Genomic DNA, 22,683 nt, shown 5'->3' on the forward strand with positions numbered 1-22,683 from the left:
GCTTTATACTCCTGCGCCCGTTTTGCTCTTGAGGACTTATCTCGTGTCCAATGTCGTTGCCGATCATCTTGTCCTGCTCGACCACTTGCGCAGCATCCTGGTCGCCGTAGGTGAGGCCGAACAGGTTCCCGAAGAAAGCCATGCCCTGTTCCTGGAGCGCTTCGACGAACTGCGTGCCCAGTTGCCAGTCGACCCGATCGAAAGCCAGTACCTGGGCCAGGACCTCTTGTGCCAGGTGATCGTGCGCTATCCACAGATCGCCCACCTGGTGCCACGCGACCTGCTCTGGTACTTCGGCGGTGATTGCCTGCACTACATGCCCGATGAAGAAATCGACCTGTACCAGGCCCTGGAGGAGCGTCGTTTCGAAGCCGAACAAAACGACGAGCCGTTCGACTGGAACCAGGAAAAGCAGTTGCTGGCAATGTCCGACCAGGACAGCAAGCATTGATTGCGCCGTGACACACAAAGGCCCGCCTGGATCACTCAGCGGGCCTTTTTTTATGGCTTGTCGGCGGCGATGGTCATGGGCCCGCTGGCGAGCAGGATCGCTCCCATAACCACTCGCCCCCTGCTCGCGAAGCGCTCCCAAAGATCCCCATCTCACCAAAAAGACAGTTTATTGACGCGCAATCTGTCATGAATTTCACCACCGCCACTTTTCAGACGTTTTTTTCATTTTTGACGTGGCGCTTTGCCATAGGTGAACTACCGTCAACAGAACCGAGCACGGTGGCTGGCAAATTGCCCTTCAAGGGAGCCGTCCATTGCAGCCGTCCGCTCGTCCACCCGGCCTTGTCCCGGGTGATGCGATAGGGGGCAGCCCGGGCCCATCGATGATCCGAGGCAATTGGTTAAGCCTAGGGACGGCCAGTCTGTCGAGGATCATCCTATGAACCAGCGTACCGCGCTTGCTTTGAAACACGTTATCCATGGTCTGTTCTGGATGGGCTTCGGCCTGGAAACGGCGCAGGCCGTTGCCGCCGATTGTTCCCAGTTAGACAGTCTGCCAGCGACCTTCGAGGTCGGCCAGGGTTTGCAGAACGAACTGCGCATCCTCGCCCCCGTGACGAAGTTGGCGGTGGGTGACCCGAAAATTGCCGATGTACAACCCAGTGGCAGTGACGCTTTCATTCTCACCGGCCTGGCACCGGGCGCCACCAGCCTGATGGTCTGGACGGATTGCTCGAAAATACCCCGCCAGAGCATGGTTTTCGTCAAGGGTCGGGCCACGGCCGCGCTGACCAGCGTGGCGAGCGTGCCCTCCGAAGACCCGATGCTGCTTGCCCAGGTCCAGACCGACATCCGTTTCGTCGAGGTCAGCCGGACCAAGCTCAAGGAAGCCTCGACGTCGCTGTTCGGCACCCGTGGCAACTTCCTGTTCGGCTCGCCGAGGACCCTGCCCACCATCGGCGGGGTGGTGCGCCCTTCCCTGCCGGTCAACAACGACATGTTCAACTTGTCGTTCGCCACCGGTAAAACCCTGCTGATGATCAATGCCTTGGAGGGCAGCGGTTTTGCCTACACCCTGGCACGGCCGAGCCTGGTGGCCCTCAGCGGACAGAGCGCCAGTTTCCTGGCCGGCGGCGAAGTGCCGATCCCGGTGCCCAGTTCCGGCAGCGATAACGTGTCCATCGAGTACAAGGAGTTCGGTATTCGCCTGACCCTGACCCCCACTGTCATCGGCCAGAACCGCATCGCCCTGAAGGTCGCGCCGGAAGTCAGCGAGCTGGATTTCACCAATGCCGTGAACATCGCCGGGACCCTGGTGCCAGCGCTCACCGTGCGCCGTACCGATACCAGCATTGCCCTGGCCGACGGCGAAAGCTTTGTCATCAGCGGCCTGATCAGCACGCGCAACAGCTCACAGGTGAACAAGCTTCCGGGGCTGGGTGATATCCCTGTGCTGGGCGCGTTCTTCCGCGACCACTCCATCGACCGCGAGGAACGCGAGCTGTTGATGATCGTCACGCCGCACCTGGTCCAGCCCTTGGCCGCCAATGCACAACTGCCGACATTACCGGGCGAGCAACTGCGCAACTACGACCCGAATTTCTATCGCATGTATTTCCTCGAACATGGCGAGTTCGATAACCGCAGCGGGCTTTCCCAATGAGCCGGCGCCCTAAGTACCTGGCGCCTGGCGTCCAACCCATTGCGAGGGGATATTCCATGAAAGCAGCAATCGCGGTAGCCGCAACATTGATGCTGGCCGGCTGTTCCAGCCATGGCGTGGTGGCGTCGGACCCGTCCCATTGCGCCAAGCCCAGCGCCGATCAGGAGCTGGCCCTCAACATGGCCGACGACATGGCCAACGAGGGGCGCTTGTACGCCAGCCTGGCGAACCTGGAACGCCTGCCCGAGGACCTGGTCCAGGTGCGCCTGCGCAAGGCCCGGGTATTGCGCCTGATGGGGCGCAGCGAGGCGGAGCCCTTGTATAGAAGCCTGCTCGGAACCTGCCTGGCCGCCGACGGCGAACATGGCCTGGGCCAACTGGCCGCCGTCAAGAACGACAACGCGAGCGCCACGGAGCACCTGGAACGGGCCGCGAAAATGGCCCCGACCGAAGGCAAGATCCGCAATGACCTGGGGGTCGTCTACCTCAATCAGAAACGCATTCCCCAAGCGCGCTTCGAGTTCATGACCGCCATGGAGCTCCAGCAATCCGACGCCCTGGCGGCGCTCAACATGGTGACCCTGTTGATCTACCAGGACAACTGGAAGCAGGCGGCCGAACTGGCAAGCATGGCCAAGCTCAGTCCCCAGCAGATCGCGGACGCCCAGGCCCGCGCCGAAAGAATCAGAGGCTCGGCCCCCAACGCAGCAACGTCGCAAGCGAACCGCCTGGAAGAGGTCGTCGATGCCTCATCCGGCGCGGTCAAGTAGAGCGTGACGAGGAGTCCATGAGATGAAAACCCAACAACTGATGATCGTGTGCACGCTGTGCCTGTCCACCCCGGCCTGGGCGATCGACCCGGGCCCCTCCTCGACAGCCCAGCAAGGTACCGAAAGCTGGATGCAACTGCAGATCCGCGGCGTGGTGGCGTCCACCCACTTGCAGACCGCCTCGGCCGCCGAGCGCGAACTGGCCATGCAGCGCTGGCTCAATAGCTTCAACTATCCCATTCCGGAATTCTTTGACCAGGACACGGGCGGGGACATCAGCAGCGGCAGCAAATGAAGTACGAGGTGGGTTGAACAAAGGTTTTAAACCGTACCGTGGCGAGGGCGCTTGCTCCCGCTCGGGTGCGCAGCAGCTGCCAAAAGCAAGGGCCGCTGCGCCGCCCGAGCGGGAGCAAGCGCCCTCGCCACATGTTGTGTTTAGCCGGGATAGGTCTGTTGTCACTCTACTTTGTAGCGAGGGGATTCATCCCCGTTGGGCGCGCAGCGGCCCTGAACCTGGGCGCTCGGGGTATCTGTTCGAAGGGGATTGGCATCGAGGGGTGGCTGCGCACCCCAGCGGGGATGAACCCCCTCGCCACGGGGGCATGCTGAGTCCTGGAAACAGGAGGTACGCCGTGGCGAGGGCGCTTGCCCCTCGGGTGCGCAGCCGCCGCCAAGGAGCGAGGGCCGCTGCGCTGCCCGGCGGGAGCAAGCGCCCTCGCCACAACTGTTCGGCTAATGAAGGATCACCCGCCTACATGTTCCCGAACGCCCTGAACACGCCAATCATCGCAGGGCCGATGGCGACCAGGAAGAAGCTGGGCCACAGGCAGAAAATCAGTGGAAAGATCAGCTTGGTGCCAATTTTCGCCCCCATTTCCTCGGCGGCCTGGGTGCGCCGGTCGCGGAATTCGTCGGCATAGATGCGCAAGGTATCGGCCACGCTGGTGCCGAAGCGAATGCTCTGCGCCAACAGGCTGACCAACCCCTGGATGTCTTCAAGCCCAGTGCGCATGGCCAGTTGCCGGAGGGCCTCGGTGCTGGTGATGCCGGCGCGGATCTGCGCGTTGACCAAGGCCAGTTCTTCGGCCAGTTCGGCCTGGCTGACCGCCATTTCTTCGGCCACTCGCTCGATGGTCGTCGGCAAGGCCAGGCCTGATTCGACGCACACCACCATCAGGTCCAGTGCATCCGGGAACGCGGCACGCAGCCGGCCCTGGCGCGCCTGCTTGCGCTTGCCGACATACAGCGACGGCAGCAGCCAGCCGAGACCGGTCACCGTCGTCACCGCCAGCAGCACGACCACCCCGGACACCTTGATCAACGGCATCACCAGTACCGCCAGGCCGAGCAGCGCCAGCGGCATCATCAGGCGCACGGCCCAGTAGACCTGCACCGCCGATGCAGAGCGGTAACCGGCATGGGTCAGCAGGGTCTGGGTCGCCGAGGTACGGGCCGGGTCGGCCGAAGCGAAGCGCTGGCCCACCCGCTCCAGCAGCAGTTGCAGGTTACCCGGTGCCTCCTGCGCCGCCGAACTGCCCGAATAACCCCGCTTGATCAGCGCCAGGCGCCGCTGCACCGGGTCTTGCAGGCCCACCAGCAGCAGGAGCACGGCCACCGCCGCCAGCACGGTACTCACGCCAATCGCAGTAATGAACAACAGGCGCGCCAGTTCCTCGCTCCCGGTAAACCGACTGAACAACCCGAGCAAATAATCCATGACTGATACCTCGTGTCAGGGCAGCGATCAGACCTGGATCCGGATGATTTTGCGGATCCAGAAAATCCCGACCAGCATGGCGCAGAAGGCGCCGATGATCAGCTTGTGGCCGATCGGATCATTGAGCAGCACCGGCATGTAGCTGGGGCTGGTGAGCACGATGGCGATCGCCAGCACAAAGGGAATCGCCACCAGCACCCAGGCCGACATGCGACCTTCGGCCGACAACGTGCGGATCTTGCGCTGGAAGCGGAAGCGCCCGCGAATCAACCGACTCAGGCGTTCCAGCACTTCGGTGAGGTTGCCGCCGGTCTCGCGGTGGATGAGGATCGACGTCACCAGCATCATCACCGTCATGCTCGGCATGCGCTCCAGCAGGCCCAGCATCGCCCGGCGTACGTCGTTGCCATAGTTGATGTCGGCGAAGGTCAAGCCGAACTCCTGGGCGACCGGCCCTTTGTGCTCGTCGGCAACCAGGCGCAAGGTTTCGTTGAACGGATGGCCGGCGCGCAGGGCCCGGCACATGGCGTCCAGCGCGTCCGGCAGGCCTTCCTCGAACGCGTTGAAGCGCTTGCTGCGGTCACGCAGGATCTTCAGCACCGGCAACCAGGTGACGGCCAGCGTGGTCAGCAGCGCCACCCACCAGAGCGGCGTCACCATCAGCACCGACGCTCCCGCCACCGCACCCAGGACCAGGCCCAGCAGCATCACCCGGTAGGCGCGGTACTCGTGGCCGGCCTGCTCGATCAACTGCGTCAGGCTGGCCATGAACGGCAACTGCTCGAGTCGAGCTTCCAGGGGCGACAGGCGTGTCAGGTACTTGTGCCGCAACACGGTCTGCATATTGGGCAAATGGTTGGCCTTCTCCAGCACGTGCAAGCGCCCACGAATGCGTTTGCGCATCTTGCCGGCCTCGCCGAACACCGGCACCACCACGCCCTGGGACAGCAGAAAGACCGCGATGAAGACCATGCCAAGGAAAATCAGGATGAATTCGCCGGGAATACCGTTCATGACTGCCGCGCCTCCATCCATTCAGGGCGGAACAGGCTCAGTGGCAACTCGATGCCGCGCTTGGCCAACACCTCGCGGAACGCCGGGATCATGCCGCTGGGTCGATAATCGCCGAGCACTTCGCCGTGTTCACCGATGCCCTGGCGCACGAAAGAGAAAATCTCGGTCATGGTGATGACCTCCCCTTCCATGCCGTTGATCTCCTGCATGCTGACCACCCGTCGCTTGCCATCTTCTTGACGCTCCAGTTGGATCACCACGTCGATGGCCGAGGCAATTTGTTGACGCATTGCCTTGATCGGAAACGTAGCCCCGGTCATCGACACCATGTTCTCGATGCGCCCCAGGGCATCGCGAGCCGTATTGGCGTGGATGGTGGTCAGGGAGCCGTCGTGACCGGTGTTCATGGCCGTGAGCATGTCCAGCGCCTCGGCGCCGCGCACTTCACCGATCACGATGCGATCGGGGCGCATCCGCAGGCTGTTGCGCACCAGTTCACGCTGGCTCACCTCACCCCGCCCCTCGATGTTCGAAGGCCGGGTTTCCAGGCGGACCACGTGGGGTTGCTGCAGTTGCAGTTCGGCGGAGTCCTCAATGGTGACGATCCGTTCGTTGTGGGGAATGAAACTGGACAGCACGTTGAGCATGGTGGTCTTGCCACTGCCGGTTCCGCCGGAGATCAGCACGTTCAGGCGTCCACGGACGATGGCCTTGAGCAGCAAGGCAATGGCCGGGGTCATGGTGCCCACCTGGATCAGGCTGTCGGTGTTGAGCAGGTCCACCGCGAAACGCCGGATCGACATGCTCGGCCCGTCGATGGCCAACGGCGGGATGATCGCGTTGACCCGCGAGCCATCCTTGAGCCGGGCGTCCACCAGCGGCGAGGATTCGTCGATGCGCCGGCCGAGGCTGGAGACGATCCGGTCGATGATGTTCAGCAGATGCTGGTCATCGCGAAAGCGCACATCGGTGCGTTGCAATTTGCCGAAGCGCTCGACGTACACCGAGGCAAAGCCATTGACCAGGATGTCGGACACGCTGTGGTCGGCCAACAGCGGTTCCAGCGGGCCAAGGCCCAGCACCTCGTCGGTGATCTGCTTGATGATCAGTTGCCGGCTGGCGGAACTCACCGGCGCCGAATGTTCGTCCAGCAGGCGCTGGCAGATGTCGCGAATCTGCCGCGTGGCCTCGACCTGCTCGAGGGCATCGAGCAGTGACAGGTCCATCACCTTGAGCAACTGTTGGTAGATTTTTTCCCGCCACTCGGCTTCCACCGGTGTCACCTGGGTGCGGGTTTCGTAGAGCACGTCCGGGACGGCCTGTTCCCAGGCCATCAAGGCTTCGGCCGGCTCCGCGAGGCTGTCGCCGTGGACGCTGGAAGGGCCGGGTTTGGCGGGCTGTTTGCGCAAGCGGGTGCGGAAGTCGCTGATCATGGGTCATCCCCCGAAGAAACGGTTGAAGGCGCGTTTGAACAGGCCTTTGTTCGTGGCCATCTGGTGACCGACCAGGTCTTCGGTCAAATCGCGCAAGGCGGCGGTGATCGCAGCTTTCGGCGCATGCAGCCCCAACGGCACGCCAGTGTTCTGACTCTGGCTGACCAGGTTGAAGTCATTGGGTAATTTCGACAGGTTCGCGCAGCGCAGGGCCTCGCCGATGTCCTTGAGGCTGATCGTCGTCGACTTGTCGTAGCGGTTGACCACGATCTGCAACTGGTCGCCGCGCACGCCCAGGTCCTCGCGAAGTATCCGCACCAGGGCGCTGGCATCGCGCAGGTGGCTGACGCTCTGCTGCACCACCACGTAGACCCGGTCCACCTGCTCCAGCACAGAGCCGGTGAGCGAGTCGATCTGGCGCGGCAGGTCCACCACGATCCAGTCGTAGCTGGCGCGGGCCAATTGCAGCAAGGCATCGAGTTGTTCGGGTTGGGCGTCCTGGGGCAGGCACAATTCGCCGGCCCGGCCACCGAGCACGTGCAAGGTCGGGCTGAAATGACTGCAGAAACCCCGCAGGGCAAGGCTGTCCAGGTCTTCGACCTGTTGCAGCACTTCCAGGTGGCTATGGGTCTGTGCCACGTCCAGGTAATGGGTCACGCTGCCGAACTGCAGGTCCATGTCCAGCAACAGGGTATTGCCCGCCCGGGCGCTGAGTTGCTGGGCCAGGTTGCACGCCACCAGCGTTGCGCCGGAACCGCCCTTGGCACTGATCACGGCGACCAGCTTGCCCTCGGCGCCGTTGCCCAGGCGCACCTCCGCCACCAGGCGATTCAAGGCGGCCACCAACTCCGTTTCGGCGACCGGTTCAGGCAGCACATCCCGGGCACCGGCCTGCATCGCCAGGCGCATGCCGTCCTGTTCGCCCAGCGGCCCGCACACCAGCATCGGTGGGCGTTCATGGGCCGGGCGTTGCAGCAAGGCCGCCAACTCCTCGCGCCACAGGTGGCTGACCCGCAACAGCAACAAGTCGGGCATCCGGTCCAGGCCGTAGAGTGGGTCGACATGCCCGTTGCTCACCAGCCGCGTGCTGACTTCCAGGCAGGGCATGCGTTGGCAGACACACTGCAGGTCGCGCAGAGACGTGGCGTCGCGGCTGCTGATCAGTAACCGCAGCCCGGCTTTGCCGGTAACGGTCGCAAGTGGGTTTTCCCTGGTACTCAGCATGGTGTGATCTCCGCGGAGTCGGAATGACGCCCAAGGCTTTCGCGTGGCAAGGTTGCCTGGAACGCAGGCAAGGTAATGGGCACGCCCAGCCCGGGAATGAACAGATTGAAAACGTAGTTCTGCACGCTCAACCGGACGTAGCGAATGGCCCGGAAGCCGGTGGCGCTGACCGTGTCGGCGGGGTTCGCCACCACGGCGCCGTTGACATCCAGGTAGGTCAGCGCCAGGTTCGAGGTCGCCAGGCTGCTGATCAGTTGGCTGGTGCCGGCGTCGGTCGCGGCATTGAAGATCGCCCGGCGCAGCACCACCGGGTCGCTGATGTTGCACACCGCTGCCAGGCGCGCACCGCGTCGCGCGGCCTCGTCCAGGGCATTGGCGGTGAAGTACAGCCGGCCCATCTCCACCACGCCGAACAGCAGGACGAACACCAGCAGGCCGACGAAGGAAAACTCCACGATGTATGTACCGCCCATGTGCTTGCCGTTCATCACAACGCCCTCATGACAGTGGTCGCCACCAGCGGGATACCCAGCGGGATGGCGGCGCCGAACAACCCCGGGATCGACCCGGTGCAGTTGCCCGCGCCAATCACCGGGCAGAAGGTGTAGGTGATGGTGACGCGCACGTGGTCGGTGCCGACGGCGGCGACCTGCACGTTGGCCGTGGTCAACCCCGACAGCACGGCGCTGCCGGCCTGGCTGGGCACGCCATACACCGCCACGTTCCGGGTCTGGGTCTGGAGCGTGTTGCTCAGGGCGACGCCACCAAGGGTGCCATTCCAGGCCTGGCTGGCGACGAAACGATCAGCATCGCGGCTGGCCTGCAGCAGCACGTTGTACTGGTAGAGCATCCGGCCGAACTCGCCGAAGGCCAACAGCAACAACAGCAACACCGGCAGCACCAGGGTGAACTCCACCAGCGCCACCCCTTGCTGGGCGCGGGGTGATTGAAATCGGGCAAGTCCCATGGCGCCTCCTACGAGTCGGTGCTCGGCGTGCCGCTGCCGTTGAGATAGGTCTTGTAGAGCTGGATGATCTGCGGCCCGGCATCGCTCGAAGGCGTGGGGCCCGGTACGCCGTCGCCTTCGCACTCCCGGACGAATTGACCGAACACCAGCGAGTCCGAGCCGCCGCCATCCACCGGCTGCACGACGAAATAGCAACCGAACCCCAACACCGGGATCGACGTCGAACCACCCTGCTTGCCGGTGCAGTTGCCGACCACGATCTTCAGCATCCGGCGCTCGAACACGCCGTTGCTCTGGCAACCGCTCGCGCCACCGGCCACACAGGCGGCAACCTTGGTCCGCCAGTCGTTGTAGTCCTGGATCGCCTCGCCGCCGGCCGAGAGATCGCCGTTGCTCGACGTCACAGGCTTGCCTTTGTATTGCGCCTGGGAGAGCGTGTCGTTGTAGGTCATCGCCGGGGTGCTCGAGGCGGTGACCAGGTCCGGTGGATAGTCCGACGCACTGACCGGGCCGTTGTAGATCCCAAAACGTGTATTCATGCCTTGGGACGTCGGGCCGGCCTTGTTACCGGGCGCGGTCTGGACGTTGTCCCCGACGCTGCGGCAGACCGAACCACCGCCCGCCAGGTCTTCGCGCACCGCGCTGCCGCCTGAGCCAAAATCGAGCAACTGGAAATTGCCGGGGCCGATGGGCGACGTGTTGCCTGCGGCCGTCTTCAAGACTTCCAGGTCACCGAAGTGATACCCCCAGAAATTGCCCGCCCCCGGGTTGTACTGCGTGGGGTCGCCGCAAACCATCAGCGGGGCCAGGTCGCAGGGCGCGGTGGGACTGGGGCCGGCAGTGGCGATGGCGGCCACGCTTTTAGCGCCCAGGCCGGCGCTGCCCATCGACTGCACGAAATTCCAGAAAAAACCATTCAACTGATAGCTGGACACCGACACCCGCACGTACTTGGCATTCGCCGGGCCAGGATAGGAAAACGGTCCGTAGACACTGCTGGCCAGCTCCACCACGGCAAAGGCACCCGGATTACCGGCAACAGCGGTGGCCAGTTCAGCGTTGCCCGAGGCCTGGGCGTTCTTGTTCAAGGTGTCCAGGGCCGCTGTCCGGGTCGTGCTGGCCATGTTGAGGCCGCCGCTGACCTGGCTCAGGGTCTTGGCGCCGCTCAGGGCGGCGGCGTCCACCGCATTTTGCAGGCGCGTCTTGTTCAGCAACATGTGTCCGCCGTCCAGGGCCAGTGCCGCCATCATGGAAATCGCCACCAACGCGATCACCATCAACACACTCACCGCCCCTCCCTGGCGCCGAGGCACCGTGAAAGGCTGCCGGATACTGTGTTTCATCGTCGCATCCTCGCTGACTGAGGGAGAGGATCGGCATTGCCATCGCCTGGCCAGCCCGATGGCGCCGGGGCCTGCTAGCGAAGGTTGATGACGCTGCGCTCGACCCCACGGATCACCGTGATCGAACTGTCCTGCGCCTTGGCGATGCGTTGCACCACAGGCCTTGGAGCCGGTGCGGCCACCGCCACGACCGGTGCGACCGGTGTCGGCGCCACGGCCACGGCTTTTTTCTCCAGGTTCAACGGGTTGCGCAGGGCCAGTTGCAGCTTGCCTTCGGTCTGCGCGGTCACCAATGCCTCGGCTTCAGTGGTCGTCATCTCCAGCGTCACCGCCCGCACCACCACCGGCTGGGTCTTGTCGGTGCCGGCCGTCTGGTCCACCGCCAGTACCCGCAGATTTTCCAGGAGCGTGCGGGACACGGCGTTGTTGCTGCCGGCCGCGGTGTTTTTCGTCGCCAGAACGTCGACCCGGTTACCCGGCAACAGGAAACCGCCCACGCCGACCACATCATCCACCCGTACCGAGATGGCACGCTTGTCGGGGGCGATCAGCGAGGCCAGGGTGCTGCCGCCCAGGTGCTCGCTCAAACGGGCACTGCGCACAATGTCGCCGCGCAGGATGTCGAACGTGGCGATCTTGCCTATGGCCTGCTCGCTGGAGTCGAAGGCGTCGTCCGGAATCGTGTCCATGGGCATTCGCACGGTCGTGACCTGCTGGGCCTCGACCATCTGCCCGAAGGGGATTTCCACCGTGGCCACCACCACGCTGCGCAAATGGTCATCGGGGTGGCATTGAGTCGTGCGCTCAGCCAGGAATCGGCCATCCATGCGGCACCAAGGCCCATTACCAGAGAAACGCCTATCAGCGAAAGCGTACGGGAGCTCATGTCGGTATCTCCGAATCAAAGAAAGTCGAGCTGGACAAAATAGTTGTGCCAGGCCCATTCCAACTCCTGCGGCAACAGCGGTCCGGAACCGCCCAGGTAACGCTGGCGATCGAGCGCCATGTTCAGCAGATCGCGAGGATGGCAAGGCACCAGCGGCATGCCTTCACCGGCGTACAAACGCTGCAGCACATAGCGCACCAGCAACGGGTCATGGGCGATGCCCAGGCGCTCGCATTCCTGGCGCCAGATGCGCTCGTACTCCTCGGGCCTGAGGTAGCCGAACTGCACCTTGTAGCCAATGCGCCGCAGGAAGGCCTCGTCGGCCAGTTCCAAGGGATTGAGGTTGGTGGAAAACACCAGGACCAGGTCGAACGGCAGCTCACAGTGCCGGCCACCGCCCAGGTTGATGAAGTCGCGCTTCTCTTCCATGGGCACGATCCAGCGATTGAGCAGCTCGGCCGGCGCCATGCGCTGGCGGCCCATGTCATCGATGATGAACAACCCATTGCTGGCCTTGAGCTGCAAGGCCGCCTGGTACTGGCGGGTAAAGGGGTCATAGCGCACGTCCAGCTGTTCCATGCTCAACTCGCCGCCGGTGATGACGATCGGGCGTTTGCAGCAGAGCAACCGGCGGTCGATGCCCTCATTGAGCATCAGGTTGTTCGATTGACGATTGTCATCCAGGCGCTGGTGCACTTGCGGGTCGTAGATCTCGATCACCGACTCGTTGATGACGATGGCGTGGGGCACCCAGATCGCTTCGGCAAACAGACGGATCAGCCGGCTGCTGACATAGGTCTTGCCGGTGCCCGCCGGGCCATAGATCATGATCGCCCGGCCGGAATTGAGCGCCACGCCCAACTGGTCGAGCATCCCCTGGGTCAGCACCACGCCTGCCAGGGCGCGATTCATGTCAGTGGCGGTGATGCGGCCGTGGTGAATGGTCTGGATCTTGATCAGCGAACGATAGGTGCTCACCGGAAACGGCGCCGCCCCGATGTAGCCGCTGCGCGCCAGGGCGTCACGGGCAAAATTGCGACCGCGCTCGGTCAGGCCGTAACGCAACGACTGCACACTGGCCTGGCCGACCTGGCCGAGGACTTCGACACGACCGTCCTTGCGCAGGAACGCCAGGACTTCTTCCAGCACGGCGCCCGTCAGGGCCAGGCGCTCTACCAGCCGAGGCAGGTCCAGCACGCCGGCGTCATGCAGGTGCTTGCACACCAACTCACCCAGGAAACTGTCGCTCAGGCCGGTGTCGCGGATGGTGCACGGCTGGGGTGCCAGGCGTTGCACCGCCTCCCGCTCGCTGGGGTAGGCATCACTATCATTGATGACGTGCATGACTACACTCCCCAGCCGCCGGCGACCAACTGCCAGTAAACGCTGTTCAAGGTGCCGATCAGGATCGCGATCGAGTAGGGAAACGGCTTGCCGGCCACCTCATCCGAGCCAGGCGCCAGGTACGCCTGGGCCCGCAGGATCAACCAGTAGCGCCCGAGGGTCTGCAACAACTGACCGCGGGCCAGCACCATCAGCAAGCCACACACGCCACCGGCAATCAGGCTGAACAGCGCGGCCCACAGGGCGTAATGAAAGGGCAGGAAACTGCCGACCATGGTCATCAGCTTGACGTCGCCGGCCGCCATGCCGCCGACGGCATACATGGGCAGGAACAGCGCGAAGCAGATCAACATGCCCAGCACACTGTCGCCCACTGCACCGAGCCCGCCTGCATTGGCCTGGCTCGCCAAACCCAGGGCCAACCCTGCCAGGACCAGCGCGTTGGGGATGCGATGGCGACGCAGGTCGCTCACCACCGCCAAACCCAGCAACCCCAGCAGCAGTAACGTCGACACCAGCAACTCCATGGACATGATGCGTCTCCCTCATCTAATGATCATTGGCAGGCGACACTGCACCTGAGGAAACCTATCAAGCGGTCATCCGCCGCGTGGGTCGGCGAAAACGAAAACCGGTGGCCTCGATAGGCTTCACTGCACGCTTGGTAGCAATGACGGTCAGCAGGCCGCACCTTTCACGGCGGCACACAGTGCAGTGATCCGGTCATTCACGGCTCCGCCCAGCAGGACGAACATGGCGGCCACCGCCACGGTGATCAGCCCGCCGGCGACGGCGTACTCGACGATGGTCAGGCCATCTTCATCCCTGGCGAACTTACTGATCGAAGTTCTGATTGTTTGAAGGGTCATGTCAGTTACCTCACATCAATCGCAACACATCGCGGGAAGGAGCGGCGTAAAACCCAGCAAGACGTCATCGAAGCTTCAACCCTCGACGAAACCAGCGCCTCGATGGGCTTCACCGCGCTTCCCGACCGGGGTGGCCGTTAGCACGCAGCGCCTTTGACCGCCGCACACAGGGCGGTGATCTTGGTGTTCACGGCGCTGCCCAGCAGGATGAACATCGCGGCCACGGCCACCGTGATCAACCCACCGGCCACGGCGTATTCCACAATGGTCAGGCCGTCTTCATCTTTGGCGAACTTCAGTACCGAAGCCTTGATTGTTTGAAGAGTCATTTCGCGCACCTCATCGGGTTGTTTTCGCAAGGGGGCAGCACATTGCGAACTGCCTGATGCAACCCTAGTCATGAGGGGTGGAGGGTCGTTAGGAGGATTTTGCACATCCCTAGGATTATTTTGCGCCCCAGGCCAGGTGTGGGTCGGCGGGGGCGCAGGCGGTCCGCGGCCTGGCGCCAAGGGGGGCGGGCTTATGAAAATTTATTCGGCGAAGTGATAGCACATTGGCAATACTGCTAGCTAAAGGGCAGCAAGAACCGCTGGGTAGTCGTCCTATGGCGCCACATCTGACTGGAAAGCCAAAGCTGTTGTGGTTCGATCTGACGCACGATCGCTCCACCCGGGAACTGGTCGCCCAGTTCGAGGACGCTTGCGACTGCACGCTGGCCAAGAGCGCCATGTTGCCCAGTGGCGAACAGGTCGACATGATCTGCATCCATTTCGACCGGCCCGACACGCCGGGGCTGCGCCGGCTGCTGGAGATCAAGCGCACCGCGCCCACGATTCCCATCACCATGTTCACCGTGCAGCACTCCGAAGAGCTTGCGGTCTGGGCGATGCGCTCCAGCGTCTGGGAATACATGGTGCTGCCCCTGCCCGCCAACGAGCGCAAGCGCTACCTGACGGCCGTGGTGCAATTGTGCGAATTGCGCCGTACTGCCAATGGCCGGGGCAAGACCTCGCAGATCGACCACGCCCCCACCCTGCCCGACAGCATTCGCCTGACCTCCGGACACCAGAAGCACCAGGCCCTGAGCCACATCATGCTGTACATCGACCAGCATTTTCGCGAAAGCATCGACCAGCGCGATCTTGCCAAGCGTTGTGGCATGACCACCTTTCGCTTCAGCCGCCTGTTCAAGGAGGCCAACGGGCTGGGCTTCACCGATTACGTGCTGAACAAACGCATGAGTTTCGCCAAGGAACTGCTCGACAACAGCCAGATGCCGATCACCAGCATCGGCTACGAGGCCGGTTTCAAGGACCCGTCCTATTTCGCCCGGGCGTTCAAGCAATACGCCAGTTGCACCCCCAGCGAATATCGCTCGGCACAGCAACTGCGCGTCGCGAGCCCATCGCAAGCAGTGCCCGACGAGGCCAGCACAGCGGCGCTCGACAGCTTGGTGCAGAGCCTGGAGGGATGACCCCGGCACGCCCCAGGGCTCATTGGGTTATCCACAGTCGGCTCGATGACTTTTCTCCAGGCATAAAAAAACGCCGCTCAATGAGCGGCGTTTTCTTGAATTTGGAGCGGGAAACGAGACTCGAACTCGCGACCCCGACCTTGGCAAGGTCGTGCTCTACCAACTGAGCTATTCCCGCAAATGGCGTCCCCTAGGGGACTCGAACCCCTGTTACCGCCGTGAAAGGGCGGTGTCCTAGGCCACTAGACGAAGGGGACACGCTGCCCGGAACACATGGTGTGTGTTCCAGTGCCCAGACCCGCATCCGAAGATGACGTTTCTGGTTTCACTCAGCCCTGCCCGAAAGCAACGCTGTTTAAAATTGGAGCGGGAAACGAGACTCGAACTCGCGACCCCGACCTTGGCAAGGTCGTGCTCTACCAACTGAGCTATTCCCGCATTGGCGTCCCCTAGGGGACTCGAACCCCTGTTACCGCCGTGAAAGGGCGGTGTCCTAGGCCACTAGACGAAGGGGACACACGTACAACATTCACTGCTTATCGCGTTTCGCTGAGTGCTTTACGCTGTAAGTGGCGCGCATTCTATGGATGGATTGGGAGGTCGTCAACCCCCAGATATAAATTTATTTAAATCAATGACTTCCCAGGGTTTGAGGGCGATTCGCCGATTTTGCTCGCCCGGTCTCTGACGCCTATATTCTGTCGCCCGCCAAGGCGCTATAGTCGCATCCGGCAAATAGTGGCAATGTGCAGCCATTGAGCCGCATTCCCTATAAACAGCACGACGCCCGTCTAATCGCGCCGCTCAGGCCTATGCGCTTAAAAGCCAAGCCACTACACTCATGACATGCGTACCCCAATAAAGAGGTCTTACCGGTGACACCACTCATGATCACCCTGCTCGTCGTAGCCGGGATCGCACTGTTGATCGCCATTGGCTACATGAACCATGTGGTGGAAAACAACAAGCTGGAAAAGGTCCGCACCAAGGTTGAACTCAACGACCGGATGCGGCGCTGTGGCGAGCTCACCGAAACCTTCCCCGGGCAATTGATGACGCCGGCCTTGAAACTGCTGCTGACGCGCCTTGAGATGAACGTCTGCCAGCGCCTGCTGAACCTGGACAAGACCAATACCGCGGTCAAGGCACGCCTGGACGAACTGACCGCATTGGCAGCACAAGGTGAATCGATCCCGGTGGGCAATCCGCCGGCACCGATCCTGACCGAAGCCAAGGCCAAGGACGTTCGCTTCCTGCTCGAAGCCCTCCACGGCCAGATCACCCGTGCCGCCCAGGACGGCTTCCTGCCGCCCAACGAAGCCAAGCGCTGGGTCCGCGAAGTGCGGCATATCCTGGTCCTGCTGCACATCGAGTTCTTCAACAACCTCGGCCAGCAAGCCTTGCAACAGGAACAACCGGGCCAGGCCCGCCTGGCGTTCGAACGCGGCGTGCAGTATCTGCGCAAACAGCAGGAGCCCCAGGTCTACGCCGAACAGCTCGACTACCTCGAAAAGCTCCTGGCCCGCGCCAACGCAATGGTCCTGGCCAGCACCAAGCCGGTCGAAGGCGAGGTCAACCAGTTGACCGAAGGCTTGAAGGAAGACGAAATGAACGACGAGTGGAAGAAGAAGAAGGTCTACGACTGAGACCTCGTCGAACCTCAGGGTGACGAGGGGATTTATACCCGCAGGGCTGCGCGGCAGCCCTGGAATGTACGAGCGCTGCGTGCTCGACAGTGGATCCCCTCCTCGCTACGCGCTCCTCCATCGGTGAGCCAGCTATGGCGGCTCACAGCCTGAAATGCCCCACCATCCCCTTCAACTCAACCCCCAACTGCGCCAGCTCGATGCTGGAAGCGGCATTGCCTTGCATCGCCAGGGACGATTGATCGGCGCTGGCACGGATACTGGTGACGCTGCGGTTGATCTCTTCGGCCACCGAACTCTGCTGTTCGGCGGCCGCCGCGATCTGCTGGTTCATCTGCTGAATCAACGACACCGCCGCGGCAATACTGCCCAAGGCACTTTCGGTTTGCAGCGCATCGCTGACAGCCATCTTCACCAGCTCGCCGCTGCTCTGGATCTGCTGCACGGAAGCCTGGGCCGCTGAACGCAATGCGCTCACCAACCGCTCGATCTCTTCGGTGGACTGCTGCGTGCGTCTGGCCAGGGCCCGCACCTCGTCAGCCACCACCGCAAACCCCCTACCCTGCTCGCCAGCGCGTGCGGCCTCGATGGCAGCGTTGAGCGCCAGCAGGTTGGTTTGTTCGGCGACGCTCTTGATCACGCTCAGCACCGTGCCGATGTTCTGGATCTCGGCACTGAGGCTTTCGATACTGGAACTGGCCGACGTGGCCGAGTCGGCCAACTGCTCGATACGCACCATGCTCTGGCGCACCACCTGCTGACCGCTCTCGACCTTGTCATCGGCCGTCTGCGCCGCCAGGGCCGCTTCCTCGGCATTGCGGGCCACGTCATGCACCGTGGCGGTCATCTGGTTCATGGCCGTGGCAACCTGCTCGGTCTCCTCTTTCTGGCTGCTGACTTCCAGGTTGGTCTGTTCGGTCACGGCCGACAGCGATTGCGCGGAGTTGGCGAGCTGTTCGATACCCGCCTGCAAGCCGCTGACGATGCCGCTCAGCCCCGCGCCCATCTGCTGCATGGCGAGCATCAACTGGCCGATCTCATCCCGGCGCGTCACCTGCACCGTGGCGCTCAGGTCCCCCGCCGCGATCTGCTGGGCCACGCGGATGACGCTGCGCAGCGGCGCAACGATCAGCCGGGTAATGACCCAGGCGGCAATCAACCCCACCAGCAGGGCAAGGGCCGACGAGCCGATGATCAACAGCGAGTTCTTTTTCAACTCCGCCTGCATGGCATGGTCTTCGGCGGCGTAGGCCTGGTTGACCCGCTCCACCACTTGGCCGGCACGCTCGTGAAGTTCCTGGTAGACGCCTTTTTCCTTCGCCAACAGGCCGGTGTACTCGGCCAGTTGCGTGTTGAAACCGGCAATGTGCCCGGCCACCTCGTTGAGCACGGTCTGGTAGCCCGGATCCTTGACCTGGGTCTTGAGCGCCTCGGCCTGCTTCATGGCTTGCTCGGCCTGCTCGATCGGGCCTTGCCCGGCGTCCTCGCTGCCTTTGCGGCTCTGGTCCAGGCGTACGCGCGCTTCGTTCATGGCCTGCAGCATCAACCGTGACACTTCGCTGACCTGGTTGGCCTGCTCGATGAACTCGGCGCCCTCCTTGCCCTCGGAATCCTTCAGGGTGTAGGCGCCGTCGTCCGCCAGACCGGCCTGCAACACGTCCAGGTTGTTGGCGACACTGGACACCGACCAACTGGCCATTTCCAGCGCCAGGTCCTTGCTCTGGCTCAACCCGACGAATTCATCGAACGCCTTGCGGTAATCCGCCAGCGCCTGTTGCACATCGTTCATCACCGACAGGTTTTCAGGTGTCTGGGCCTTGAGCGCATCGGCCTGGGCCACCAGGCCGTCGACCCCCTTGCGCAGGGTGTCGGCCGTCTTGGGGTCGGAGCGCAAGGCGTATTCCTGCTCGAGCAAGCGCACCTTCAGCAGTTCGCTGTTGAGGGAGGACATCTGCTTGAGTCCGTCGAAACGCAGGCTGATGGTGCGCAAGGACCACACGCCAATGGCCGCGACCACGGCCGTGAGCAACAATACCAGGACAAACCCGATACCCAGTTTCTTTGCCATACCCAGGTTGGCAAAACGTCCTTGCACGGCCGAAATCATTGCGCTCAGTCCTCTGCCAGTGTGTGTTGTTCGCAGATTCGCAACGAGACGCCCTGCAACACAAGATGCTGGCGTCGGAATAATGGCAAAAAGCTACAGCCGCGTCGTTTTCAGGACACTCGAGGTCGATCCAGGGCCGCGCCCCGGAAAAACGCCAACGCCCTCGGATCACAGGCATAAGCCACATTGATCCGCAGCCACTGGCTGTCGGCGCCTGAAGGGCTGAAGGCCGTGGGCGAAGACAGCTGCACACCGAACCGTTTGGCCAGACGCTGCACTCCAGCGTAGTCGCATAACGGTGGGCGTGCCCAGATGAACAGCCCCCCGGTCGGCTTGCCGAACACCTCCCAGTCGGCCTCCTCCAGCACCTGCAACACAGCCGCCATGTCGCCCCCCAAACGCTGCCGCTGGCGCTGCACCAGCTTGCGATAGGCACCGTTGGCCAGGAGATTGGCCAGCACCGCTTCGCTGAACCGTGAAACGCCCAGGCTCGTGACCTCCTTGACCTCACTGAGCCGGGCGATGATGGGCGCAGGCGCCACCACGAACCCGACTCGCAACGAACTGCTCAGGGTTTTCGAAAAACTGCCTACATAGATCACATCGGCGTCCAGGGCCGCCAGGCGGGTGCGTGTCGAACCCTGGAAATCGGCGTAGACATCGTCTTCGATCACCAGCATCCCGTGTTCCCGGGCCAGCGCCAACAAGCGTTGCGCCACCCCCAGGGACAGGCTACTGCCGGTCGGGTTATGGCAGGCGCTGTTGACGAACAGCGCATGGGGTCGATGCGTCGCCAGCAGAGTCTGCAAAGCCTCGACGTCCGGGCCTCGCGGGGTCCTGGGCAGTTCGAGCATGTCGATGCCGTGCAGCCTCAGCAGCTCGAACAGTTTCGGGTAGCCGGGGCTCTCCACCACCACGCAACTGCCCGGCGCCAGCTGTGTCCGCACGATCAGGTCCAACGCCTGGGTAGCGCCGTGGGTGGTCAGGATAAGGTCTTGCGCGGCCACGATATTGAGTTGCTTCAAGCGCCGGGACAGTTGCTCACGCAGGGCGGGCAAGCCCAACGACGTGCTGTAGCTGAACAGCCCCGCCATGTCGGTGCGGGTGACCTGGCGGATCGCATAGCCCAGGTCGTCGCTTTCGCGCCAGCGCTCAGGCAGCCCGCCGGCCCCCAGCTTCAGCGCCCACGCCGAGTTGTCGGCAAGGCCGCCGCGTGCCAGCGGCGGGTGTTCCGGGCAGGTTCCGTCGTTGGATGCGAGGCCGAGGGAAGGCGGTGGCGCGACGAAGAAGCTTGAGCCATGCCGGGACGCCAACACCCCTTGGGCGACCAGACGCTCACAGGCCTCGTTGACACTCGACTGGCTGAGCAGGTTCTGCCGTGCCAGTTGCCGGATAGACGGCAAGCGCGTGCCCGGCTGCACGGCGTCCTGGCGGATCCAGCCGGTCAGCGCGTCGACAATTTGCTGCACGACAGGCACCAGGGCCTGTCGGTCGATTCTCAATTCCATGAGTGACCAGACTCCTAAGCGTTTGTTTTATTTCCGGAAACAGTTAAGCACAGGCGGCCCTGCGGCGATGTACGACAAACCCGCCAAAGCAGCCGTTTCACACCCTTTGAAATACTTTGATGGACCGCGTCGGTGCTTTTTCGACCAACCAAGAAAAAGCCCGCAACCAGTGCGGGCTTTTTCCTACAAGCCAGGTGACACGTCCTCAGAACGCCGTGACACCGCCGTCCACCGCCAGGGAATGGCCGGTGGTAAAGGCCGCGCCATCGCTGCACAGGTACAGCACGGCGCTGGCAATCTCTTCGACTTTGCCGATCCGTCCCACCGGGTGCATGGCATTAGCGAAGTCAGCTTTCTTCGGGTCCGCTTCATAGGCTCGCCGGAACATGTCGGTGTCGATCACGGCCGGGCACACCGCATTCACGCGGATTTTTTTCTTGGCGTACTCGATGGCCGCCGATTTGGTCAGGCCGATCACCGCATGCTTGGAGGCCGCATAGATGCTCATTTTCGGTGCCGCACCCAGGCCCGCCACCGAGGCCGTATTGACGATGGCCCCGCCGCCCTGGGCCAGCAGCAACGGCAACTGGTATTTCATGCACAGCCAGACGCCCTTCACGTTGACCCCCATGATGGCCTCGAACTCATCGACGGTGCCGTCGGCCAGCTTGCCCTTCTCGATCTCGATCCCGGCGTTGTTGAAGGCGTAGTCGAGACGACCGTAGGCGTGGATCACCTCATTCATCAGGTTCTGCACATCGCTTTCCTGCGTCACGTCACAACGCACGAACACCGCCTCGCCGCCCGCCTCGCGAATCGCCTGCACCGTGCCCTCGCCGCCCGCCACATCCAGGTCGGCCGCCACCACCTTCAAGCCTTGCGCGGCGAAGGCCTGGGCGGTCGCCCGGCCAATGCCTGCGGCAGCGCCCGTGACCACGGCGACCTGCCCGGAAAACGTCATGCTCATTGTCAGTTCCTCGAAGAATGCGATGTTTCGCCAGTGTAGCCACGGCCCCGTGCAGCGCGGCAGCACTATCCAGGCGCCGGTGGGTGGCTCATGGGCGCCAGTGATAACGAGCCCGGCGCCACTATCACTGCGTTGGATCGAAGTGCATTCGCTGGGCCGGCAAACCTTGCGGCAATTGTCTCGAAGGGCTATCAACAAGGCTTCATTCATCGTGAGTGCCAGCCATGACTGCCCAGACCAATCGCCAATTCCTGCTCGCCAAGCGCCCGGTGGGCGCGGCGACCCGCGAGACGTTCACTTATCAGCAAGTACCGGTCGGCGAACCGGCCGCCGGCCAGATCCTGGTGAAAAACGAATACCTGTCCCTGGACCCGGCCATGCGCGGCTGGATGAACGAGGGCAAGTCGTACATCGCGCCAGTGGGCATTGGCGAAGTGATGCGAGCCCTGGGGGTTGGCCAGGTGATTGCGTCGAACAACCCGGGGTTTGCGGTGGGGGACTACGTCAACGGCGCGCTGGGGGTGCAGGATTACTTCCTCGGCGAGCCACGGGGTTTCTACAAAGTCGATCCGAAACTGGCCCCGCTGCCGCGCTACCTGTCAGCGCTGGGCATGACCGGCATGACGGCCTATTTCGCCCTGCTGGATGTGGGCGCGCCAAAGGCCGGCGAGACGGTCGTGCTGTCGGGCGCCGCCGGTGCGGTAGGCAGCATTGCCGGGCAGATCGCCAAGCTCAAGGGCTGCCGCGTGGTGGGGATCGCCGGCGGGGCCGACAAATGCAGGTTCCTGATCGATGAACTGGGCTTCGACGGGGCCATCGACTACAAGAGCGAAGACGTCCAGGCTGGCCTCAAGCGCGAATGCCCCAAGGGCGTGGACGTGTATTTCGACAACGTCGGCGGCGACATCCTCGATGCCGTGCTCAGCCGCTTGAACCTCAAGGCCCGCGTGGTGATCTGCGGCGCCATCAGCCAGTACAACAACAAGGAAGCGGTCAAGGGCCCTGCCAACTACCTGTCGCTGCTGGTCAACCGGGCGCGCATGGAGGGCTTCGTGGTCATGGACCATGCCGCGCAGTTCGCCGCCGCCGGCCAGGAAATGGCGGGCTGGATGGCCAAGGGGCAACTCAAGAGCAAGGAAGATATCGTCGAAGGCCTGGAGACGTTTCCCGAAACCCTGACCAAACTGTTCAGCGGGGAGAACTTCGGAAAGTTGGTACTCAAGGTCTGACACAAAACACCTGATGTGGGAGCGGGCTTGCTCGCGAAGGGGCCCTGTCAGTCAACATTGATATTGACT

General features: G+C 63.0%; 21 protein-coding genes, 4 tRNA genes and 1 pseudogene. 7 read left to right on the plus strand and 19 right to left on the minus strand.

All coding sequences use genetic code 11. The annotated features are described in order from the left end of the window. The first annotated feature begins 43 nt into the window (after positions 1-43). The 4 genes from KI241_RS19355 (at position 44) to KI241_RS19370 (ending at position 3,181) form a co-directional block, all read left to right on the plus strand. The gene (locus tag KI241_RS19355; protein WP_024776930.1) at positions 44-451 is read left to right on the plus strand and encodes a PA2817 family protein; all 408 of its coding nucleotides are present in this window, start codon (positions 44-46) and stop codon (positions 449-451) included. Between the two features lie 441 nt (positions 452-892). After that, positions 893-2,116, plus strand: a complete 1,224-nt coding sequence (locus KI241_RS19360; RefSeq protein WP_042732920.1) for a type II and III secretion system protein family protein — start codon at positions 893-895, stop codon at positions 2,114-2,116. A gap of 56 nt (positions 2,117-2,172) precedes the next feature. Further along, positions 2,173-2,886, plus strand: a complete 714-nt coding sequence (locus KI241_RS19365) for a tetratricopeptide repeat protein (protein WP_123578347.1) — start codon at positions 2,173-2,175, stop codon at positions 2,884-2,886. 22 nt (positions 2,887-2,908) lie between these two features. Beyond that, positions 2,909-3,181 carry a DUF3613 domain-containing protein gene (locus KI241_RS19370; RefSeq protein ID WP_042732918.1) on the plus strand — a complete coding sequence of 91 codons (273 nt, stop codon included), beginning with the start codon at positions 2,909-2,911 and terminating at the stop codon, positions 3,179-3,181. A gap of 456 nt (positions 3,182-3,637) precedes the next feature. On the opposite strand, the gene KI241_RS19375 is transcribed toward KI241_RS19370, so the two are convergent. The 12 genes and pseudogenes from KI241_RS19375 to KI241_RS19430 all read right to left on the minus strand — a co-directional run bounded on the left by KI241_RS19375 (position 3,638) and on the right by KI241_RS19430 (position 14,012). Further along, entirely contained in the window at positions 3,638-4,603 is a 966-nt protein-coding gene (locus KI241_RS19375; protein WP_042732752.1) for a type II secretion system F family protein, read from the minus strand. A gap of 27 nt (positions 4,604-4,630) precedes the next feature. Beyond that, the gene (locus tag KI241_RS19380) at positions 4,631-5,617 is read right to left on the minus strand and encodes a type II secretion system F family protein (RefSeq protein WP_042732753.1); all 987 of its coding nucleotides are present in this window, start codon (positions 5,615-5,617) and stop codon (positions 4,631-4,633) included. Beyond that, the gene (locus tag KI241_RS19385; RefSeq protein ID WP_047736440.1) at positions 5,614-7,050 is read right to left on the minus strand and encodes a CpaF family protein; all 1,437 of its coding nucleotides are present in this window, start codon (positions 7,048-7,050) and stop codon (positions 5,614-5,616) included. Before KI241_RS19385 ends, KI241_RS19380 begins: the two co-directional genes overlap by 4 nt. A 3-nt stretch (positions 7,051-7,053) precedes the next feature. Beyond that, positions 7,054-8,274, minus strand: a complete 1,221-nt coding sequence (locus KI241_RS19390) for an AAA family ATPase (protein WP_042729927.1) — start codon at positions 8,272-8,274, stop codon at positions 7,054-7,056. Then, positions 8,268-8,762, minus strand: a complete 495-nt coding sequence (locus KI241_RS19395) for a TadE/TadG family type IV pilus assembly protein (RefSeq protein WP_047736441.1) — start codon at positions 8,760-8,762, stop codon at positions 8,268-8,270. The genes KI241_RS19390 and KI241_RS19395 overlap by 7 nt, the downstream gene beginning before the upstream one ends. After that, a complete protein-coding gene (locus KI241_RS19400; RefSeq protein ID WP_047736442.1) occupies positions 8,762-9,241 on the minus strand; it encodes a TadE/TadG family type IV pilus assembly protein in 480 nt (159 codons plus the stop codon). Before KI241_RS19400 ends, KI241_RS19395 begins: the two co-directional genes overlap by 1 nt. An 8-nt stretch (positions 9,242-9,249) precedes the next feature. Beyond that, on the minus strand, positions 9,250-10,584 hold the full coding sequence (locus tag KI241_RS19405; RefSeq protein ID WP_123578348.1) for a TadE/TadG family type IV pilus assembly protein: 1,335 nt from the start codon (positions 10,582-10,584) through the stop codon (positions 9,250-9,252). Positions 10,585-10,658: 74 nt separating this feature from the next. Continuing rightward, positions 10,659-11,470 (minus strand): annotated as a pseudogene (gene cpaB, locus KI241_RS19410) (Flp pilus assembly protein CpaB). A gap of 15 nt (positions 11,471-11,485) precedes the next feature. Further along, positions 11,486-12,814 (minus strand): ATPase AAA, encoded by a 1,329-nt coding sequence (locus tag KI241_RS19415; protein ID WP_042729932.1) that lies wholly within the window; start codon positions 12,812-12,814, stop codon positions 11,486-11,488. Positions 12,815-12,816: 2 nt separating this feature from the next. Further along, positions 12,817-13,347, minus strand: coding sequence for a prepilin peptidase (locus tag KI241_RS19420; RefSeq protein ID WP_042729933.1), 531 nt, complete (start codon positions 13,345-13,347; stop codon positions 12,817-12,819). Positions 13,348-13,491: 144 nt separating this feature from the next. Next, positions 13,492-13,683, minus strand: coding sequence for a Flp family type IVb pilin (locus KI241_RS19425; RefSeq protein WP_042729934.1), 192 nt, complete (start codon positions 13,681-13,683; stop codon positions 13,492-13,494). A gap of 137 nt (positions 13,684-13,820) precedes the next feature. Then, positions 13,821-14,012, minus strand: a complete 192-nt coding sequence (locus KI241_RS19430; RefSeq protein ID WP_042729935.1) for a pilus assembly protein PilA — start codon at positions 14,010-14,012, stop codon at positions 13,821-13,823. Between the two features lie 275 nt (positions 14,013-14,287). Between KI241_RS19430 and KI241_RS19435 the strand changes: the two genes are divergently transcribed. Further along, positions 14,288-15,157: a response regulator transcription factor gene (locus KI241_RS19435; RefSeq protein ID WP_212802893.1), complete on the plus strand. Its 870-nt coding sequence runs from the start codon at positions 14,288-14,290 to the stop codon at positions 15,155-15,157. 102 nt (positions 15,158-15,259) lie between these two features. Here KI241_RS19435 and KI241_RS19440 read toward each other — a convergent pair. The 4 genes from KI241_RS19440 to KI241_RS19455 form a co-directional block, all read right to left on the minus strand. Next, positions 15,260-15,335 (minus strand) — tRNA-Gly (locus KI241_RS19440). A gap of 3 nt (positions 15,336-15,338) precedes the next feature. Next, positions 15,339-15,414: transfer RNA gene (locus KI241_RS19445), tRNA-Glu, on the minus strand. 105 nt (positions 15,415-15,519) lie between these two features. Continuing rightward, positions 15,520-15,595 (minus strand) — tRNA-Gly (locus tag KI241_RS19450). Positions 15,596-15,597: 2 nt separating this feature from the next. Next, a tRNA-Glu gene (locus KI241_RS19455) sits at positions 15,598-15,673 on the minus strand. Between the two features lie 371 nt (positions 15,674-16,044). Here KI241_RS19455 and KI241_RS19460 point away from each other — a divergent pair. Further along, complete coding sequence (locus tag KI241_RS19460) at positions 16,045-16,803, plus strand: hypothetical protein (RefSeq protein ID WP_042729937.1); 759 nt, start codon at positions 16,045-16,047, stop codon at positions 16,801-16,803. Between the two features lie 142 nt (positions 16,804-16,945). Here the strand turns inward: KI241_RS19460 and KI241_RS19465 are convergent, their stop codons facing one another. The 3 genes from KI241_RS19465 to KI241_RS19475 form a co-directional block, all read right to left on the minus strand. Further along, on the minus strand, positions 16,946-18,910 hold the full coding sequence (locus KI241_RS19465) for a methyl-accepting chemotaxis protein (protein WP_042729938.1): 1,965 nt from the start codon (positions 18,908-18,910) through the stop codon (positions 16,946-16,948). A gap of 110 nt (positions 18,911-19,020) precedes the next feature. Continuing rightward, positions 19,021-20,418, minus strand: a complete 1,398-nt coding sequence (locus KI241_RS19470; protein WP_212802894.1) for a PLP-dependent aminotransferase family protein — start codon at positions 20,416-20,418, stop codon at positions 19,021-19,023. Positions 20,419-20,623: 205 nt separating this feature from the next. Beyond that, on the minus strand, positions 20,624-21,385 hold the full coding sequence (locus KI241_RS19475; RefSeq protein WP_212802895.1) for an SDR family oxidoreductase: 762 nt from the start codon (positions 21,383-21,385) through the stop codon (positions 20,624-20,626). Between the two features lie 224 nt (positions 21,386-21,609). Here KI241_RS19475 and KI241_RS19480 point away from each other — a divergent pair, with 224 nt between their 5' ends. Beyond that, positions 21,610-22,614 carry an NADP-dependent oxidoreductase gene (locus KI241_RS19480; RefSeq protein ID WP_047736445.1) on the plus strand — a complete coding sequence of 335 codons (1,005 nt, stop codon included), beginning with the start codon at positions 21,610-21,612 and terminating at the stop codon, positions 22,612-22,614. Positions 22,615-22,683: the final 69 nt, after the last annotated feature.

The organism is Pseudomonas sp. Cab53 (assembly GCF_018325965.1).
GTDB classification, from domain to species: domain Bacteria; phylum Pseudomonadota; class Gammaproteobacteria; order Pseudomonadales; family Pseudomonadaceae; genus Aquipseudomonas; species Aquipseudomonas chlororaphis_E.

What these genes read in the sequence shown, in the direction of transcription:
- KI241_RS19385 (WP_047736440.1), bottom strand. Translation starts at nt 7,050, where the DNA reads ATGATCAGCGACTTCCGCACCCGCTTGCGCAAACAGCCCGCCAAACCC.
- KI241_RS19370 (WP_042732918.1), top strand. Translation starts at nt 2,909, where the DNA reads ATGAAAACCCAACAACTGATGATCGTGTGCACGCTGTGCCTGTCCACC.
- KI241_RS19395 (WP_047736441.1), bottom strand. Translation starts at nt 8,762, where the DNA reads ATGAACGGCAAGCACATGGGCGGTACATACATCGTGGAGTTTTCCTTC.
- KI241_RS19375 (WP_042732752.1), bottom strand. Translation starts at nt 4,603, where the DNA reads ATGGATTATTTGCTCGGGTTGTTCAGTCGGTTTACCGGGAGCGAGGAA.
- KI241_RS19365 (WP_123578347.1), top strand. Translation starts at nt 2,173, where the DNA reads ATGAAAGCAGCAATCGCGGTAGCCGCAACATTGATGCTGGCCGGCTGT.
- KI241_RS19465 (WP_042729938.1), bottom strand. Translation starts at nt 18,910, where the DNA reads ATGATTTCGGCCGTGCAAGGACGTTTTGCCAACCTGGGTATGGCAAAG.
- KI241_RS19400 (WP_047736442.1), bottom strand. Translation starts at nt 9,241, where the DNA reads ATGGGACTTGCCCGATTTCAATCACCCCGCGCCCAGCAAGGGGTGGCG.
- KI241_RS19470 (WP_212802894.1), bottom strand. Translation starts at nt 20,418, where the DNA reads ATGGAATTGAGAATCGACCGACAGGCCCTGGTGCCTGTCGTGCAGCAA.
- KI241_RS19415 (WP_042729932.1), bottom strand. Translation starts at nt 12,814, where the DNA reads ATGCACGTCATCAATGATAGTGATGCCTACCCCAGCGAGCGGGAGGCG.
- KI241_RS19480 (WP_047736445.1), top strand. Translation starts at nt 21,610, where the DNA reads ATGACTGCCCAGACCAATCGCCAATTCCTGCTCGCCAAGCGCCCGGTG.
- KI241_RS19475 (WP_212802895.1), bottom strand. Translation starts at nt 21,385, where the DNA reads ATGAGCATGACGTTTTCCGGGCAGGTCGCCGTGGTCACGGGCGCTGCC.
- KI241_RS19460 (WP_042729937.1), top strand. Translation starts at nt 16,045, where the DNA reads ATGATCACCCTGCTCGTCGTAGCCGGGATCGCACTGTTGATCGCCATT.
- KI241_RS19390 (WP_042729927.1), bottom strand. Translation starts at nt 8,274, where the DNA reads ATGCTGAGTACCAGGGAAAACCCACTTGCGACCGTTACCGGCAAAGCC.
- KI241_RS19405 (WP_123578348.1), bottom strand. Translation starts at nt 10,584, where the DNA reads ATGAAACACAGTATCCGGCAGCCTTTCACGGTGCCTCGGCGCCAGGGA.
- KI241_RS19435 (WP_212802893.1), top strand. Translation starts at nt 14,288, where the DNA reads ATGGCGCCACATCTGACTGGAAAGCCAAAGCTGTTGTGGTTCGATCTG.
- KI241_RS19430 (WP_042729935.1), bottom strand. Translation starts at nt 14,012, where the DNA reads ATGACTCTTCAAACAATCAAGGCTTCGGTACTGAAGTTCGCCAAAGAT.
- KI241_RS19420 (WP_042729933.1), bottom strand. Translation starts at nt 13,347, where the DNA reads ATGTCCATGGAGTTGCTGGTGTCGACGTTACTGCTGCTGGGGTTGCTG.
- KI241_RS19380 (WP_042732753.1), bottom strand. Translation starts at nt 5,617, where the DNA reads ATGAACGGTATTCCCGGCGAATTCATCCTGATTTTCCTTGGCATGGTC.
- KI241_RS19360 (WP_042732920.1), top strand. Translation starts at nt 893, where the DNA reads ATGAACCAGCGTACCGCGCTTGCTTTGAAACACGTTATCCATGGTCTG.
- KI241_RS19425 (WP_042729934.1), bottom strand. Translation starts at nt 13,683, where the DNA reads ATGACCCTTCAAACAATCAGAACTTCGATCAGTAAGTTCGCCAGGGAT.